Raw genomic sequence first — 17,314 nt, forward strand, 5'->3', positions numbered from 1 at the left:
GCTCGAAGCCTCAGCTTCCGCAAAGCGCGTGCAGCAGCACCAAAAGGGAAAAGAGGACCATCAAGCCTGCCAGGAAATGCTGCAAGATCGACCAGATGCGCTTGGTCGCGGCAAGGCTTGGCCGAGTTGCGAGAGAAGCGAGGTAGAGCACTGTATCCATAAAAACTCCTGCCAAATGTTTCTACATGGGCGAAACGTACGCCGTCGCGATCACGGAAATTCTTGATATTCAAGCGTTTTATATTGTCTATAAAATTAGTAGATTAAAGGAAGAGTTTTTCGGCTCTCTCGAACTTTCGGACAAATTAAACTCCCGGTTAGCTGACCCGGACGGCGTTTGATCGACCTCGCCATCAACCCATCCGGCCCCCTGACAGAGGCGAACCAAAGCCCAGTAAAAATTTATTCTATAGATTAAGTGAACAAAGCAAGGCGCGCCCTTGTGATTGACGGTCGGCGGCTTACGAGTATCGCAAACGATCACCGAACCCTTGCTCATGACCTTGCTTGATGCCCAAAATCTCTCGCTTGCTTTCGGCTCGACACAGGCCCTGGCAGGAGCGTCCCTGATCGTCGATCGCGGCGAAATCGTCGCACTGATGGGAGCCAACGGCGCGGGCAAGTCGACACTGGTAAAAATCCTGTCCGGCATTCACCGAGCCGATTCAGGCAGGATCTATTGGAATGGCTCGGACTATCGCCCGGAAAGCCCAGCCGAGGCAACGGCGCGGGGCGTCGTCACCGTACATCAGTCGACCGACGTCGTCGGCGTGGCCGGCCTTTCGGTCGCAGACGCGCTGCTGCTCAATCAATTCGTCGACGGACGCCAGCCTTTCTTTCTGTCGAAACGTTCGGTGCGGAGAAAGGCGGAAGCCATCCTGGCCGAAGCCGGCTTCGATCTGCCGCTCGACCGGGATTTTGGCGATCTCGGCACGGCCGACCGGCAGATGGTCGCCATTGCCCGCGCCCTTGCCAACAAGGCGCAGCTGCTGATCCTGGACGAGCCCACCGCAAGCCTGTCTGCACGCGAGACGGCTGGACTCTATGACATCGTGCGCCGGCTGAAGGCGCGCGGTCTGGGCATTCTCTATATCTCGCATCGCACGGCCGATCTCGATGCGCTGGCCGATCGGGTGGTTGTCCTGCGGGGCGGCCGCAATGTCGGCGCTTTCTCGCAACCGATCGACTTCGATGCGGCCATCGAAACCATGATCGGCCGTTCGATGAAAGCGGCTCGCCCGCAGCGTCGGGGGCAGTTCGACCGAACCATACTGGAACTTCAGGGTGCGCAGCTGCTTGCCGACAGCCCACCGATCGATCTCAGGCTTCATGCTGGCGAGGTCGTCGCCATTACCGGCGTTCTCGGCGCCGGCAAGAGCCGGCTCCTATCAACCCTTTTTGGCCTCGACCGTTTTGCGGCGGGCACCGCACGTTTGGATGGCACCGCATTTCAACCAGCCTCGCCTGCCGATGCAATCGCACGAGGCGTCGTCATGGCTGCCGCCGACCGGCATCGCTCTTCGCTCATGCCGTCGGACTGGCCGGGGGAGAGCATTGCAGCGACGATCAGCCTGCCGCATCTGAAGCAATGGTATCCTTCGGGCTTTCTGTTTTCCGCGCGGGAGATCCGCGAGGGGGAAAAAGCCATCCGGCGCCTCGGCATCAAGGCCTCTGGCCCCGAGGCATCCGTCTGGTCGCTTTCCGGCGGCAATCAGCAAAAGGTCGTCCTCGCACGCTGGGAGGCCGAGCCGAGCCGACTGCTGCTGCTCGACGAGCCCTTCCAGGGGGTCGATGTCGGCGCCCGCCAGGACATTATCGCCGCCATACGCGCCCATACCGACCGCGCCACCCTGATCGCCACATCCGATCCGGAAGAGGCGCTCGAAGTCGCCGACCGAGTGCTGGTGATGGAACATCATGGCCTGAGAGAGATCGCCGATGTGACGGCCAGCGGCCTGCAGAACAAGGAATATGTCTGATGAGTGAAGGCACCGCCGAGATCCCCGAACAGATCAGGCAGGCGAACCATAGGATATCGCCGCAGGAATTGGTGCGGCGGGGAGCGGTATTTCTGCTCCTCCTTGCCCTCGTCATCGTCTTCAGCTTCGCGCAGCCGGCCTTCATCAACATCAACAATCTGATGAGCATCCTGCAGGCGGTTTCTGTCGTCGCCATCATCGGCGCCGGGGTGACCGTGACGCTCGCCATCGGCGGCTTCGATCTTTCCGTCGGCGCCGTGGCTGCCTCCAGCGTCATGGCCGCGAGCTATGCCATGATCGTATGGAACCTCAATGTCTATGAGACCGTGCCGCTGGTGCTTGCCTTCGGCGCGAGCGTCGGGCTCGCCAATGCCCTGTTGATCGTTCGACTGAGGGTGCCGGATCTGCTCGCGACACTCTCCACCATGTTCCTGCTCACCGGGCTGCAGCTGATCCCGACAGCGGGACGTTCGATCTCGGTGGGCTTGATCCTTCCCGATGGGACGAAGGCGACCGGCAAGGTCGATCCAGCCTTCCTGACAATCGGGCGATCGAGCCTGTTCGGCACGGTGCCCTTCCCTGTCATTCTGATGCTCGTCGTGGCGCTCGTGCTCTTTGTGCTGACCGAACGCACGCGCCTCGGGCGCCTTCTCTACGCCACCGGCGGCAATGAGGCCGCGACACGGCTGGCCGGCGCCAATATCACGCGCCTGAAGACCTTTGCCTACGTGCTTTCGGGTGTGCTTGCCTCCCTTGGCGGCATCATCGTCGCCGCTCGTGTCGGTCGCGGCGATGTCTCGTCCGGCGCCTCGCTGTTGATGGATTCGGTGGCAGCCTCGCTCATCGGCTTTGCCGTTCTTGGCCTGCGCCGTCCGAACGTCCTCGGCACGACGATCGGCGCAGTCTTCGTCGGCGTGCTTCTGAACGGCCTGACGATGCTGAACGCACCCTATTACACACAGGATTTCATCAAGGGCGCCGTTCTCGTCGGCGCGCTTGCGCTCACCTATGGGATTGGCCGGAGCAAGGCGTTCGGCTGAAGGCGCCGCAGGGCCGCATACTCTCCAGTTGTTATCGGGCTGCAGATCGATCTGCAGCATCTTGGCGCGTGCTGACCGTTGCCTTTTCGGCAATCGATAGTGCGCATAATTGTTCTTTATTAGAACACTGAATTCCCCCATCATCCCGGCATTGGTGGATAACGAGACGCAAAGTCCGATCGCCCAATCAACAGGGGAACTGTCAGAATGTCACAATTCATGATGAATCGCCGCCGCTTCCTGTCCAACGCTGCCTTAGTCGGAGGTCTTGCCGCAACGCAGACTTTCGTCGGCATTCGCGCCGGCAAGGCGGCCGATGTCGCCGAGGTTCGCATGCAGCTCGGCTGGCTCGCCTCGAATGGCCTGATCGGCGAGGTCGCAGCCCAGAAGAAGGGCTTTTTCACCGAGCAGGGCATCAATCTCACCATCGTCCCCGGCGGTCCGAATGTCGATGGCGTCGCCGGTGTGGCAGCCGGGCAATCCACCATCGGCCAGATTTCCTCAAGCCCGTCCGTGATGCTCGCGCGCTCGGCCGGCATGCCGGTCAAGGCGTTTCTTGCCGGATATCGCAAGCATCCCTTTACATATTTCTCGCTGAAGAAGGCGCCGATCCGCGAGCCGAAGGACATGATCGGCAAGACCATCGCCACGCAGCCGACGGCCTTCATTCTTCTGCGCGCGCTGCTCGCCAAAAACGGCATTCCGGAAGACAAGGTGAAGATGGTCAACATGGGTTCAGACATGAACCAGTTGATCACCGGCCAGGCCGATGCTGTCACCGGCTGGGTGACGAATACCAATGCACTGAAGGTGCTCGGCGACGAGCGCGTCGACATGATGCTCTGGGATGCGGGCTTGCAGCTCTACGCCAACGTCTACTACACCACCGACGAGCAGCTCGACAAACATTCCGATGTGCTGGTGCGCTTCACAACGGCGGCTGCCAAGGGCTGGGGCTATGTCCGCGACCATCCGGAAGAGGCGGTCGACATGCTGGTCGAGGCCTATCCCAATCTCGACAAGGCGAGCGAACTCGAGGCCGTCCACCCCGTCATCGATTTCTCCTTCGGTGACAGCACCAAGCAGACCGGCTGGGGCGCGATGAACAAGGACAATTGGGCAGCGCAGATCAAGGCCTATGCCGATCTCAAGCAGTTCACGGGGGCTACGCCGACGGTCGACGATGTCGCCACCATGGCGATCCTCGACGCGACGACAGAAATCCGTAAGCAGATCGGGTGAACGCCATGATGAGCGCCGCCACCATCAAGCAGCCGCAACCGCTACCGACAGTCGAAGCGGCAAGGCTTGCCGTTTCCATTCGCGATCTCGACATCCGCTTCGGCGACAAGGGCAATGAATTCACCGCCCTCTCCAATGTCTCCGTCGATATTCCGGAAGGGTCGTTCGTGACGATGCTAGGGCCGTCCGGCTGCGGCAAGTCGACCTTGCTGCGCTGTATTGCCGACCTTGTTGACATCAGCGCCGGTTCGGTCTCGGTTTTCGGCCGCCCGCCACGCGAGGCGCGCCAGGGGCGTGATTTCGCCTTCGTCTTCCAGGAAGCGACGCTTTTGCCGTGGCGAAGCGTCATTGACAACGTTCGCCTGCCGCTGGAAGTCGGCAGACATGACAAGAGTTCCTATGCCGATCCCATGGAGCTGCTGGCGCTTGTCGGCCTCAAGGGACGCGAGAAGGCCCTGCCGCACGAATTGTCGGGTGGCATGCGCCAGCGCGTCGCTATCGCCCGCGCCCTGGTGACCAAGCCGCGAATCCTGCTGATGGACGAGCCCTTCGGCGCGCTGGACGAGATCACCCGCGACAAGCTCAACGAGGAACTCCTGCGCATCTGGCGCGAAACGGGCACGACCATCGTTTTCGTCACCCATTCGATCCCGGAGGCGGTTTTCCTCGGTCAGCATGTGCTGATGCTACAAGCCCATCCCGGCAGGGTGAAGGAATTCATGAAGGTCGATCTTCCCTACCCCCGCTTGCTTGCGATGCGCGACACGGTCGACTTCATCAAGGCGACGGCGCATCTGCGCGCGCTGCTGGAGGAATGCATATGAGCAACGCCGTGCACTCTGACTTCAGTCGCGTGGCCAAGGCGCCGCGCAAGGTTGCCATCCTCGACGCGACGGTCGGCGTTCTTTCTTCGCGCATGCCGGCAATCCTTGCCGCACTCGGCTGCATCGTGCTGTGGCAGGCGGTCATCTGGATCTTCAAGATCCCGACCTTCATGGCGCCGAGCCCGCTCGACGTCCTTTATGCCTTTCGCGACAATGCCGCGACGCTGACGAGAAACGTCCTGCCGACGGTGCTCGAGGCCGTTCTCGGCTTTGTCTTCGGCAATCTCATCGCCATCCTGCTGGCGATCTGGTTCGTCCACAGCGCAACTGCCGAAAAGGCGTTCTATCCAATCGCCGTCTTCGTCAAGGCGATCCCGATCATCGCGCTCGCCCCGATCCTCGTTTTGATCTTCGGCAATGGCGTCGCCCCGAAGATCATCATCGCCGGCCTGATCTGCTTCTTCCCGACGCTGGTCAACATGGTCCAGGGACTTCGCTCCGCAAGCCCCGCCATGCTCGACCTCATGCGGGTACTTTCGGCCAGCAACTCCGAAATCCTCTGGAAGGTTCGCCTCCCCAGCTCCCTGCCATTCCTCTTCGCTGCCTTGAAGATCGCTGCGACCAGCAGTGTCATGGGGGCGATCGTCGCGGAATGGATCGGCTCCAGCTTCGGGCTTGGCGCTCTCATCATCGAGGCGACCTATAATTTCCGCTCGCCGCTGCTTTACGCAACGGTCGTGATCGCCGCCCTGCTTGCCGTGATCCTCTTCTTCATCGTCTCGGTCGCCGAGGCGAAGATGATCCGCTGGAAGCCGGCCGGCCAACACTAAAGCTTAAAACATCGAGGGAACTCCAATGGAACAGGTTATTCATCAGCCTGCACGGGATATCCGTGTCGTCGATCGCTCCGATGTCGTCGTGGTCGGCGGTGGCCCGGCAGGGATTGCCGCGGCCGTGTCGGCCGCACGCAATGGCGCCAGCGTTACGCTTCTCGAACGCTATCCCTATGTCGGCGGGCTTGCCGCCGGCGGCATGGTGCTGGTGCTCGACGACATGATCAACGAGCTCGAAATTACCGTGCGCGGCATCTGCATGGAGATGATCGAGCGCATGAAGCGCTGGGGGCTCTGCGTAACGCCGACCGACCGCGATCGGCTGATCGAATTCCGCGACACGCCGGAGGCCTGGCAGCGCTGGGCGCGCTGGGGGCTTTTCGATTTCCACACCCAGTCGATGCCGCATCCGATCTGCTTTTCGGCTGCCTTCGATCCCGACGCCTTCAAGCGTGCCGCCTACGATATGATCGCGGAATCCAAGATCAAGCTCAGAACCCACAGCTGGTTCTCCTCGGCGATCGTCGAAGGTGGAGCGATCAAGGGCGTCATCTGCCAGACGAAGGAAGGCATGCAGGCGATCCTCGGTGATGTCGTCATCGACACGACGGGCGATCTCGATGTCGCCGCAAGCGCAGGTGCTTCCCACATCGAATCCAACTTCATCCTGACGACGGTGTCGCGCTGGGGCGGGATCGATACGGACGCGGCGGAACGTTTCGAACAGCAGGAGCCGGAAGCCTTCAAGGCGCTCGATCACGAAGCCAAGCGGCTGATCGGCGGTTGCTGGTCCTTCTGGTGGCTTAAGACGCCGCTGCCCGGTGTCGTCTGGCTGAACTGCCCGCATATGCCGACCTTGAGCGGTCTGAAGGTCGACGACCTGACCAAGGCCGAGATGGAAGGCCGCTCAAGGATCGCAAAGCTCCTCGATTTCGCTCGGGAAAAGATGCCCGGCTTCGAGAATGCCTATGTCGTCGATTTCGCCCCGCAGACCGGTGTGCGTCAGACGCGGCTGCTGCAGGGGGATTATGTCGTGACGAAGGACGATGTGATGACCCGCCGCCACTTCGCCGACACGGTCTGCCGCGGCCGCGATTACTACACGCCCTACCGCTCCATGCTGCCGAAGGAAATCGACCAGCTGATCGTCGCCGGCCGGCATTATTCTTCAACGCCGCAGGCGCAGAAATCCAGTCGCGAAATCCCGCCCTGCATGGCGATGGGCGAAGCGGCCGGTGTCGCCGCAACCGTCGCCCTCAATGCCGGGACGACCGTTCGCGAGGCCGATATCCGGGCAATTCAGAAACAGATGCGAGCCCAGGGCGCCGATCCCGGCGACATTCCCTCGGAGAACGCGACATATTTGGAGGCAGCAGAATGACCACCTTGCCACTCGACGGAATCCGCGTGATCGACTTCACGCAGGTCATGCTCGGTCCATCCTGCACGCAGGTGCTGGCCGACTATGGTGCCGAAGTCATCAAGATCGAGAAGGTGAAGATCGGCGATCTCTCACGCTGGTCGCTCGGCTCCGACCCCGATGGCCTCAACAACCCGGTCTTCTGCTCCTTGAACCGCAACAAGAAGAGCCTGGCACTCGATCTGAAGGAAGCCAGCGCCCGCAAGACGGTCCAGGCCCTGCTTGAAACGGCCGACGTGGTCGTCAACAACTTCAGGCCTGGCGTCATGGAGCGCATGGGCTTCGGCTATGAAGATCTGAAGAAGATCAATCCGCGGCTGATCTATGCCGTCGGCACCGGCTTCGGGCTGACAGGTCCCTACCAGCACAAGGGCGGCCAGGACGTCCTGGCGCAGGCCGTTTCCGGACTCATGCGTCGCAAGTCGGACAACAGCCACCCCACCTCGATCTATGCCACGCCGCTGGCCGACTATTCGGCTGGCATGCACCTCGTCCAGGGCATTCTCCTTGCACTTCTGCAACGCGACAAGACGGGAGAGGGACAGCAGGTCGCCGTCAGCCTCTACAACTCCATGATCGCCATGCAAATGCAGGAAGGCACGACGCATCTGATGCGTCAGAAGGACCTGAACTGGGGCGCCTTCCCGCTGACGGGCGTCTTCGAGACGACGGACAGCGCAATCGTCATGGTGGGCGCCTTCAAGCCGAACCCGTTGCGCGATATCTGTGAGGCTCTTGAGATCGAAGACCTCTCGCAATATCCGCAATACAAGGATTTCGATGCGCAGATGGCGCGGCGGCCGGAATTGCAGGCGATCTTCCGCGAGAATTTCGCCAAGAACAGCACCGCGCACTGGATCGCGCGGCTGGAAGGCGTCGACATTCTCTGCGCGCCGGTCCGTTCACTCCCCGAGGCGCTGAAGGACGAACAGACGATCATCAACAAGATGATCCTCGAGGCCGGCGAGACCGCCGCCGGCCCGATTCGGCTGATCGGCTCGCCGATCGACATGTCGGCCGCCCACGTCACCGTGCGGATCGCGCCGCCGCAGCTCGGCCAGCACAATGAGGAAATTCTCGCCTCGCTGTCCGAGGTGCAGGGAGACGCCGCATGAGCGTCTCCTTCGCCGTAGAGGATCGCGTCGCCCGCGTCACGCTCGACCGGCCGGAGCGGATGAACGCTGTCGATGCCGAGACCGAAGCGAGGCTCGAGGCAATCTGGACGGAGATCGAACAGCGCGACGACATCAGCTGCGTTGTCCTGACCGGTTCCGGCGAGAAAGCCTTTTGCGCGGGTGCCGATCTGAAGGGCGGAAGTGGTAGCTCCGGTGTCGACTACTGGACGGTCGGGCGCGAAAATGGCTTTGGCGGCCTCGCCTTCCGCCGCTCGCTCGACGTGCCGGTGATCGCGCGCGTCAACGGCTATGCGCTGGGCGGCGGCTTCGAGATGGTGCTTGGCTGCGATATCGTCATTGCCGTGGAGACGGCCCGTTTTGGCCTGCCGGAAGCGCGCGTCGGACGCATGCCGCTTGATGGCGGCATGGTACTTTTGCAGCGCAAGATTCCCTTCAATCGTGCCATGGCCGTGATGCTGACGGGACGGCAGTTTGGTGCGCAGGAAATGGCGAACTATGGCATTGTCAACGAAGTCGTCTCCGCCGGCGAACTCGACGCTGTCGTCGATCGCTGGGTCGCAGACATCGTCGCCTGTGCGCCGCTGTCGCTGCGGGCAATCAAGCAGACGGTCAATCGCACGGCGCATTTGAGCCCGGCCGAGGCGCAGGCGCTAAGGACGCCGGCCCTGATCAAGGCTTTGAAAAGCGAGGATGCGATGGAAGGTGTCGCGGCATTCCGCGAGAAGCGGGCGCCGGTTTGGCAGGGCAGATAGGCATGCTATAGCTTCGAGATTGCCGAGGGCTTTTTATGCATGCCAGCATTCTGAAGTATTTCGCCGAGGTCGCCCGCTCCGGATCGATCCGCAAGGCATCCGATGAACTGCACGTTGCGACCTCCGCCGTCAGTCGTCAGATCAAGAAATTGGAAGACGAGCTCGGGACGCCATTGTTCGAGCGCTTCTCCGACGGTTTGCGGCTGACGTCAGCCGGCGAAATCGTGCTACGGCATGCGAGGGAGACGCTGCAGGACTTCGAGGTAATGAAGTCCAATCTCGGCGACCTTCAGGGAAAGAATACCGGTCGCGTCCATATCGCGGCCCTTGACAGTCTACTCATCACGTTTCTTCCCGATTTCATCAAGAAGTTTCACAGGCTGCATCCTGCGGTGGACTTTCGCGTCCGAGCAGGAGCCTACAACAATATTTTCCATTTCATGGCGGCCGGCGACATCGATATCGGCATCAGCTTCGACCTTGCGACCCCGCATGATCTGAAGCTTGTCGGCTCGATCCGCACGGCCTTCATGGCCATGGTCGCCTCATCGCATCCACTGGCGCGGGCGAAATCCGTGACTCTGCCGGAATGCGCCCAATACAAGCTGCTTCTGGCGCTCGACAGCGAAGTCGTCAGTTCGGCAATAGCAATCGAACTTGCAGCGCTCAATCGCGTGGGGCGAACGCTGGTCGCATCCAACAATCCGATCCTCCTCAAACCGCTGATCATGTCAGGTGACGGCGTTGGCTTTTTTACCCCGGTGGGACTCTGGCCGGAAATCCAGACGGGCGAAATCGTTGCCATCCCGATCCGGGACTTCAAGCTCAGCGCTGTGGATATCGGCATTTTCGTGCCACGCGACCGGCATCTGACCCATGCCAGCCAAGCAGTCATCACGCTTCTAGATACCGAATTGCGTAAGCTCGGTGAGAATTTAAGAACCATTGCCGGCAGATGAGGAAAGCATGTCAAAGATCCGCCTTCTGGAATCTCCTGGCCATGGTCCGGCTACGCGCTTCGACAGATTGGCAGACCTGCCACCGCAATTCGGTGCTACAGCTGCGCAGCCCGGCGATCTCATTCTCCCCTCGCCCGTCAACGCCCATGACCATGGCTATGGCATCCGCACCCTTGATTTCGGCGCGGCCGACGACGCACTGGAAGTGTGGATACCGGGCCTGAGGCTGCGGCCACGCACGGATCCCTATCTTGAAGCGCTCGTCGCCTTCGGCCGGCTTGCCAGAACCGGCGTCGGCGCGACCATGCATTGCCATAACTCGCTCAATGTCGATCGTCTTGTCGACGAGGCAAGCGCCGTCATGCGGGCAGCCGGCGATATCGGCATCCGGCTTGGGCTTTCTTGTCCACTACTCGACCACGATGCCTGGGCCTATGATGGTGGGCCGCAGCGCCTCAAGCCCTTTCTCTCGGCGGGTGACTGGCAAGCCTTGGAGCAGACCATTCCGATCTACGCGCCGATCTCTACACAGCTAGCCGCCGTCGAGGCGGTTGCTGCTGCCAATGCCAGTCCGATGATCGATGTGCAGTATGGACCGATCGGGCCGCAATGGTGCTCCAATGCGCTACTGGAGGCCATCGCCGAGGCCTCGGAGCGCCATGATCGGCGCATTCATATGCACCTGCTCGAAAGCCCGCGCCAACGCCTGTGGCTCAACCGCCGCTTTCCCGAGGGCGTCGTCAATTATCTCGATAGGATAGGCTTCCTGTCGCCTCGACTCGCGGTCGCTCATGGCGTCCAATTGCGTCCCGATGAGCTGGAATTGCTGGCCGAACGCGGCGTGCAGCTCGTCAGCAACCCCACGGCCAATCTGCGTCTTCGCTCAGGCGTCGCCCCGATCGCATCGGCGGTCGAACGCGACGGCCCCGCCTTCGCCATCGGCCTCGACGGCACCGGGCTGGACGATGATCAGGATCTTTGGCGAGAAATGCGCCTCCTCTATCTCCTGCACGGCGGGCGCAGCCTGACACGGCAGTTGACGACCAAGAATATATTCGACGCAGCAATCCGGGTTGGCGGTCACGTCATCAACGCCAGGAGCGCGGAGGATTACACCATCATCGATTATCAGGGCCTGACCGCCGATTCGCTGTTCGATGACATCGACGAAGCGGAGGTCCTGTTGACCCGCATGAGCGCGCGATATGCGAGAGGGCTCATCGTCGCTGGCCGGGAGGTGATGCGCGAGGGTGACTTGACCGGCATCGACTTCGACGCCGCTCTATCTGAACTCCTGGCACAGGCAAGGGCCGATCGACCGAGACTTGAGAAGCAACGACCGCTCGCCAACGCATTATCGCAGGCGACGCGCACTTATTATGCCACCTGGCCCGGGATATCCTGACATCGTGAAAAGCGGCGACCACCATGCGAACAGCCGCAGAGATGCCCGATCAGGCCATCCTTCGCATCACAATCGATGTTCAGGCGTAGTGCCGTAAGACGCCACGAAAGGATGGTCCAGGCTGGTGGTTCGGCTCTTGTCCCAGCCGCCGGGCGCACCCCAGCCGGTTACGCCATCAGCGAAGAAATCGCGATTGACCTCACGCAAAAACAACCGCTCCGCCGGCATTTCCTCGTCCCACAGGATGGCATCGACGGGACAGACGGAGAGACAGAGGCCGCAATTGATGCATTCGTCCGGATGGATGTAAAACATCCGCCCGCCCTCATAAATGCAATCGACCGGACAGGCGACGGTGCAGGCGCCATCCTTCGTATCAATGCAGGGCTCGGTGATTACGTAAGCCATGACGTTCGCCTCGCTGCGCTCTCAAGGGCGCTTTGTAACGAACTATGACAAATGGAGGCGTTCTGAAGAAGCACCGATTTTCGGGGTTTTCATTGCCGAAAAGGCAACGCGTGGATCGGCAAAAAGCTTAAAGAATGCGATATGCGTTCAAGCATTCGAGCCGCATGCTTGCGCCATGCAGCTCGAACGTTCCTGGCTCTCAGATCAGCTTTTCCAATGTAATCGGCAGGTCGCGCACGCGCTTGCCGGTGGCATGGAATACGGCATTGGCAATCGCCGGCGCCACACCGACGATGCCGACTTCACCGACACCTTTACCGCCAAGCGCCGAGGCCTGATGGTCCGGCACGCCGACGGAGATCACCTGGATGTCCGGAATGTCGGAGTTCGTCGGCACGAGGTAATCGCCCACATTGTTGTTGACGGTTCGCCCGTTGCGCTGATCGACCAACCCTTCCTCAAGAAGCGCCTGGCCGATGCCCATGATAATGCCGCCGCGCCACTGGCTTTCGACCAGCCTCGGATTGTAGAGGCGGCCGCAATCGAAGGCGGAGACCATGCGGGAGACGCGCACCGTGCCGAAATCCTCATCGACGCGTACTTCGGCGAAGTGGGCACACCAGCTGTGCATGGAATAATCGCCCATGGTCGGCCCCTGAACCTTTGCCATGGTCGTCCATGCCTGGAGTTGCTCCTGCGCGTTCGCACCGTCAGGCAGAGTATTGCGCCGGACTTCGATCTCCTCACGCTTCAGCGCGGACATCAGTTCCGCCAGCGTCAGCGACGGCGCCTCGCCGCGAGGTGCCGCAATGCGACCCTCGGCGAAATTCAGGGTGTTCGCGCCCGTCTCACGGAACGGCGAATTGGCATCGCTGAGCGCAAGGCCGATAAGCTCGTCGCGAGCGGCGACCGCAGCCTTATGGACTGCTCCCATGATCGAGCCGGCCAGCATCGAACCGCCGGCGATCGCCGCGCCCGGCAATCGTGAATCGCCGAGATAGACTTCGACCTGATCGACCGGAATTCCGAAGACTTCCGCGGCACTCTGGGCGAGGATCGTGTAGGTCCCCTGCCCCATGTCGATGGCGCCGCTGACGACCTCGACCCGACCATTGGCAAGAATGCGAATCATCGCTTCGCTCGGGGCACGGATAACCGGGAAGGTGCCGCAACCGATGCCCCAGCCGATCAGTGTCTTGCCGTCACGCATCGAGCGTGGCGCGTGGCTACGCCGCGACCATCCGAAAGCCTCCGCCCCTTCCGTCAGCGCTTCGCGCAGCCGGCGCGTCGACCAGGGCTTGCCGGACTGATAGTCGTGATCGGCATAGTTCTTCAGCCTCAGCTCGAGCGGGTCCATGCCGAGCTTGTAGGCCAGTTCCTCGATCGCGCATTCGATGCCGTAGGCGCTCGGGTTCTTGCCCGGGCCGCGCAAGGCGCCTGGTGTCACGCTGTTGACCGGCACGACGCGATGCTGCGAGGAGAAATTCTCGACCTTATAGAGGATCGACGTTGCCGCTCCCGTCTGCTCCGGCCAGTCCGCATCGACGGAAGTTTCGCTGGCGCCGCGATGGACGATCGCCTGCAGGATGCCATCCTCCGTCGCGCCAAGCGCGATCTTCTGTCTCGTCGCGGCGCGCCCGCCATAGCTCGTGAAATTCTGCGGGCGGGTGACCGCGAGTTTCACCGGCCGGCCGAGCTTTCTTGCAGCCGCCACGGCGACCGCGCCATAGGCAAGCGGCACGCCCTTCGATCCGAAACCGCCGCCGATGAAGGGCGAGATGATCCGGACATTCTCATAGGGCATGTCGAACCATTCCGAATACATGCGCGCCATGCCGTGCGACCACTGGCTTGGCTCCCAAATGGTCAGCTGATCGCCATCCCATTTCGCCGTCAGCCCGTGCGGCTCCATCGCGACGTGATATTCACGCGGCGTCGAATATTCCGCCTCGATCCGCACCGGGGAAGCGGCAAGGGCGGCCTCTGCATCGCCCCAAGCAATCGAAAGCGGTTCCATGAGCTTGCCTTCGCCGGCATTCGGATCGTTGAGGTCGGCGACGTGCTTGCTCTCTTCATAGGTGACGCGCACCAGCCTGGCGGCCTCCGTCGCCAGTTCGCGGCTTTCTGCGACGACGGCCGCAATCGACTGCCCATTGAAGCGTACCTCGCGCGGCAGCGGATAATAGGGGCCGTCGGCGGGCTTGTTGCCGCCCCAGTCAGCCGAAAGTTTAAGACCAAGATCATCCTCCGGCGTCAGCACCAGCAGCACACCCGGCATTGCAAGCGCCGCCGAAGCATCGACCTTGATGACGCGGCCAGCCGGAATAGTGCTCTGGACGAGAACAGCATAGGCGAGGCTTTCAACAGGGTATTCCAGCGCATAGGTCGCAGTCCCCGTCACCTTCATATTGCCTTCGAAGCGCGATTGACGACCGCCGACCGTACCGTCGGAAGCATCGCCATGTTTGCGTGGCTCCATCATGGTCATGCAAGACCTCCCGTCTTCAGAATAGCGCGGGCGATGACACGCGGCGCAAGTTCGATCTTGTAGCGGTTGCCGCCGTGAGAGACGGCGCCCTCCATGGCGAGACGGCTGGCTGCTTCGACGGCCTCCGGAGTGAGCGCCTTGCCGATGAGCGCCTGTTCCACATTGCGCGCCCGCCACGGCTTGGTAGCGACGCCGCCAATTGCCACGCGAATATTGCGGATGGTCCTGCCATCGGCTTCCAGCTCCAGACCAACAGCGGCGCTCGCAGCGGCAAATTCGTAGGACTGCCGATCGCGGACCTTGATGTAGGTGGAGTTCCGGGCAGCGGCGGAGGAAGGGATCGTGACGGCAATGATGATCTCGCCGCGCTGCAGGACCGTTTCCTTGTTCGGCGTGTCCCCGGGAACGAGGAAGAAATCGTCGATGGCCACTTTGCGGCTATCCGTCTCAACTACGGCGTCAAATGCGACCAGAGCGACAGCCAGATCCCCGGGATAGGAGGCAATGCACGCCTCGCTCGTTCCGAGAACGGCGTGATTGCGCGTGACGCCGCCAATCGCGGAACAGCCGGAGCCGGGGCTGCGCTTGTTGCAGGCGGGAAAGGCGCCGGGATCGCGAAAATAGGAACAGCGCGCCCGCTGCAGAAGATTGCCGCCGATCGTCGCCATGTTGCGGAGCTGGGCGGAGGCAGCAAGCGACAGTGATTCGGAAACGGCCGGAAACGCCGCGCGAATATCCTTATGATCGGCGACCTCGCTCATCCTGGCAAGCGCGCCGATGGTTGCACCGGCGGCGCCGATCGTGATGCCGCTCATGCCGGAGAGATGGGTGATATCGATGACCGTATCGGGCTCACCCACGCCGCATTTGGCGAGATCGAGCAATGTCGTGCCGCCGGCAAGCAGCAGGGCGCCGGCCTGTTGCGCCGCCTGAGCGGCCTCGGCTGTCGATGTGGCGCGCAGATAAGAGAAGTTTCGCATCATGCCACCTCCGCTGCCTGGCGCACCGCCGCGACGATGCTGTTATAGGCCCCGCACCGACAGAGATTGCCGGACATGTATTCGCGGATTTCCGCGTCCGATCCGGCATGTCCTTCGCGAATGCAGGCGACCGCCGACATGATCTGGCCCGGCGTGCAATAGCCGCACTGGAAGGCGTCATGCTCGATGAAAGCGGCCTGCACCGGATGCAGGTCGCCGGCCTCGCCGGTCAGCCCCTCGATCGTCGTGATCTCGCGCCCCTCGGCCTGCGCGGCAAGCGTCAGACAGGATAGCACGCGCTTACCGTCGACATGGCAGGTGCAGGCGCCGCATTGTCCCTGGTCACAGCCCTTCTTGGTGCCGGTGAGGGAAAGATGCTCACGCAGCGCATCGAGCAGCGTCACACGTGGCTCGATATCGAGTTCGTGGCGCTGCCCGTTTATGTCGAGCGCGATATGGATGGTTCGTGTCATGATAAGCTCCTGCCATCGTCACGAAGATGAGACCTGCGGAATCTAGTAGAATCTACCCGTCGGTCTACCGGTTGCTATAGGTTTCTTTCAGGAAGACGAGGCCGATGGAATTCTGGCGTCACGGTCGGCACTCATCTGAATTAGGAAGCGAAGGACGCCGATAGTAAACGGAGGCGCCTCCGTTTAAATTAATGCCTGGCTTGTTTTCGTCAAGCCCCGACATGGGGGCAAATCCAACCAGAACCGAGTGAAGGATGGGCAAGAGGTGGGGCCGAAAGAGCCTCCGTTATTTGTCCTCAGTCGCCCGCCACTGCGTGCGGGTGGGATAAGAGGATCGATCAACGCCCATCCCTGGTCCGTGAAATCACTTGAAAACCGAAATGCGCCTCTGTTATGCTCAAATTGAGCAATAGTGACCTAGGCCATCGGAAACCCGTTTTGGTTCAGCGCCAAAGGGGAATCACAACCTGCTGTTATCGCTCAACTGCTTTTAAATCGGGCTCTCTGGGAGAGATCCGGCCTGCTCTGAATTCACTCAAGGAGGATTTTCCATGATCCATGAAATGCGCATCTATACTTGCTTGCCCGGCAAGCTGCCAGCGCTCAAGGAGCGTTTCGAAACGGCGACGCTGGCGATCTGGGACCGGCTCGGCATCCGCCCGCTCGGTTTCTGGACGACGATGATCGGGCCTTCCAGCTACGACCTCGTCTATTTCCTCGAATGGCAATCGCTGGAGGAGCGCGAGCGGAAATGGGCGGAATTCGTGGCTGATCCGGCCTGGAAGGAGGCTCTGGCAAAGAGCGAGGCACCGGGCCAGATCGTTGCCAATATCGCCAGTTCGATCCTGCAGCCGACCGGATTCTTTCGCCCTCTTATCTCCGCCGAGGCCAATGGCTGAAGACGGATAGGGAGCCATGCCCAGAGAATCAGAAAGCCGGGACAGGCCCGGCTTCCAGCTTCACAGTCAAAATCTACTTGGCAGACGCCGCTGCCGCTTCACAGTCAGCCGTTCTGATCGCCGCTATTGTCGGCGGACGGCTCCTGTTCTTTGTCCTTCAGCACGTCCGTCAGCTTGTTGACGCCTTCGAAGCCGGCGACGGCAGCGGCGGCTTTCGTCAGGAAACCGGCATTCGGGTCGACGGCCTCAACGGCCTCGTCTGCAGCCACGGCACCTGCAACTTCTTCAATCAGCTTTCCGATACCCATTTCAAGCTCCTGATCGTTTTCTGTCTGCCGCAAAATTGCGGCGATCGAGCGTTGCGAACGCCTCGCAGCGGATGCTTAAAAGACCACTGCAAGCGACCTTTTCCTCCCCAGGGCGAGGCATGGTTTTCCCCGGCACCTGCCATTTAGGCAACCAAACTGAAAGCGGCC

The 17,314-nt window shown here is 61.3% G+C and carries 17 protein-coding genes; 11 read left to right on the forward strand and 6 right to left on the reverse strand.

What is annotated here, in order from left to right; all coding sequences use genetic code 11:
* Positions 1-10: 10 nt before the first annotated feature.
* Positions 11-160 (reverse strand): hypothetical protein, encoded by a 150-nt coding sequence (locus tag GA0061100_RS34640; RefSeq protein WP_159444774.1) that lies wholly within the window; start codon positions 158-160, stop codon positions 11-13.
* Positions 161-497: 337 nt separating this feature from the next.
* Between GA0061100_RS34640 and GA0061100_RS10970 the strand changes: the two genes are divergently transcribed.
* The 10 genes from GA0061100_RS10970 (at position 498) to GA0061100_RS11015 (ending at position 11,590) form a co-directional block, all read left to right on the forward strand.
* Positions 498-1,979, forward strand: a complete 1,482-nt coding sequence (locus tag GA0061100_RS10970) for a sugar ABC transporter ATP-binding protein (RefSeq protein WP_075852740.1) — start codon at positions 498-500, stop codon at positions 1,977-1,979.
* Positions 1,979-3,019 carry an ABC transporter permease gene (locus GA0061100_RS10975; protein ID WP_075852741.1) on the forward strand — a complete coding sequence of 347 codons (1,041 nt, stop codon included), beginning with the start codon at positions 1,979-1,981 and terminating at the stop codon, positions 3,017-3,019. Before GA0061100_RS10970 ends, GA0061100_RS10975 begins: the two co-directional genes overlap by 1 nt.
* Before the next feature lie 207 nt (positions 3,020-3,226).
* On the forward strand, positions 3,227-4,261 hold the full coding sequence (locus GA0061100_RS10980; RefSeq protein WP_075852742.1) for an ABC transporter substrate-binding protein: 1,035 nt from the start codon (positions 3,227-3,229) through the stop codon (positions 4,259-4,261).
* Between the two features lie 5 nt (positions 4,262-4,266).
* On the forward strand, positions 4,267-5,085 hold the full coding sequence (locus tag GA0061100_RS10985; RefSeq protein ID WP_075853238.1) for an ABC transporter ATP-binding protein: 819 nt from the start codon (positions 4,267-4,269) through the stop codon (positions 5,083-5,085).
* Positions 5,082-5,915, forward strand: coding sequence for an ABC transporter permease (locus GA0061100_RS10990; protein ID WP_075852743.1), 834 nt, complete (start codon positions 5,082-5,084; stop codon positions 5,913-5,915). Before GA0061100_RS10985 ends, GA0061100_RS10990 begins: the two co-directional genes overlap by 4 nt.
* 25 nt (positions 5,916-5,940) lie before the next feature.
* Positions 5,941-7,299: an FAD-dependent oxidoreductase gene (locus tag GA0061100_RS10995; protein WP_075852744.1), complete on the forward strand. Its 1,359-nt coding sequence runs from the start codon at positions 5,941-5,943 to the stop codon at positions 7,297-7,299.
* A complete protein-coding gene (locus GA0061100_RS11000) occupies positions 7,296-8,453 on the forward strand; it encodes a CaiB/BaiF CoA transferase family protein (RefSeq protein ID WP_075852745.1) in 1,158 nt (385 codons plus the stop codon). The genes GA0061100_RS10995 and GA0061100_RS11000 overlap by 4 nt, the downstream gene beginning before the upstream one ends.
* Positions 8,450-9,226, forward strand: a complete 777-nt coding sequence (locus tag GA0061100_RS11005; protein WP_075852746.1) for an enoyl-CoA hydratase-related protein — start codon at positions 8,450-8,452, stop codon at positions 9,224-9,226. Before GA0061100_RS11000 ends, GA0061100_RS11005 begins: the two co-directional genes overlap by 4 nt.
* Before the next feature lie 35 nt (positions 9,227-9,261).
* On the forward strand, positions 9,262-10,185 hold the full coding sequence (locus GA0061100_RS11010; RefSeq protein WP_075852747.1) for a LysR family transcriptional regulator: 924 nt from the start codon (positions 9,262-9,264) through the stop codon (positions 10,183-10,185).
* A 7-nt stretch (positions 10,186-10,192) separates the two neighbouring features.
* Complete coding sequence (locus GA0061100_RS11015) at positions 10,193-11,590, forward strand: amidohydrolase family protein (protein WP_075852748.1); 1,398 nt, start codon at positions 10,193-10,195, stop codon at positions 11,588-11,590.
* Positions 11,591-11,656: 66 nt separating this feature from the next.
* On the opposite strand, the gene fdxA is transcribed toward GA0061100_RS11015, so the two are convergent.
* The 4 genes from fdxA to GA0061100_RS11035 form a co-directional block, all read right to left on the reverse strand.
* Positions 11,657-11,998: a ferredoxin gene (fdxA, locus tag GA0061100_RS11020; protein WP_075852749.1), complete on the reverse strand. Its 342-nt coding sequence runs from the start codon at positions 11,996-11,998 to the stop codon at positions 11,657-11,659.
* Positions 11,999-12,197: 199 nt separating this feature from the next.
* Complete coding sequence (locus GA0061100_RS11025; protein ID WP_075852750.1) at positions 12,198-14,486, reverse strand: xanthine dehydrogenase family protein molybdopterin-binding subunit; 2,289 nt, start codon at positions 14,484-14,486, stop codon at positions 12,198-12,200.
* A complete protein-coding gene (locus GA0061100_RS11030; RefSeq protein WP_075853239.1) occupies positions 14,483-15,466 on the reverse strand; it encodes an FAD binding domain-containing protein in 984 nt (327 codons plus the stop codon). Before GA0061100_RS11030 ends, GA0061100_RS11025 begins: the two co-directional genes overlap by 4 nt.
* Positions 15,466-15,939 (reverse strand): (2Fe-2S)-binding protein, encoded by a 474-nt coding sequence (locus GA0061100_RS11035; protein WP_075852751.1) that lies wholly within the window; start codon positions 15,937-15,939, stop codon positions 15,466-15,468. The genes GA0061100_RS11030 and GA0061100_RS11035 overlap by 1 nt, the downstream gene beginning before the upstream one ends.
* 551 nt (positions 15,940-16,490) lie before the next feature.
* Between GA0061100_RS11035 and GA0061100_RS11040 the strand changes: the two genes are divergently transcribed.
* Positions 16,491-16,838, forward strand: a complete 348-nt coding sequence (locus GA0061100_RS11040) for an NIPSNAP family protein (protein ID WP_075852752.1) — start codon at positions 16,491-16,493, stop codon at positions 16,836-16,838.
* A gap of 104 nt (positions 16,839-16,942) precedes the next feature.
* Here the strand turns inward: GA0061100_RS11040 and GA0061100_RS11045 are convergent, their stop codons facing one another.
* Positions 16,943-17,146: a hypothetical protein gene (locus tag GA0061100_RS11045; RefSeq protein ID WP_075852753.1), complete on the reverse strand. Its 204-nt coding sequence runs from the start codon at positions 17,144-17,146 to the stop codon at positions 16,943-16,945.
* Positions 17,147-17,314 lie beyond the last annotated feature (168 nt).

The sequence above is a fragment of the Martinezella hainanensis genome, from assembly GCF_900094555.1.
In the GTDB taxonomy this organism is placed as follows: Bacteria; Pseudomonadota; Alphaproteobacteria; order Rhizobiales; family Rhizobiaceae; genus Rhizobium; species Rhizobium hainanense.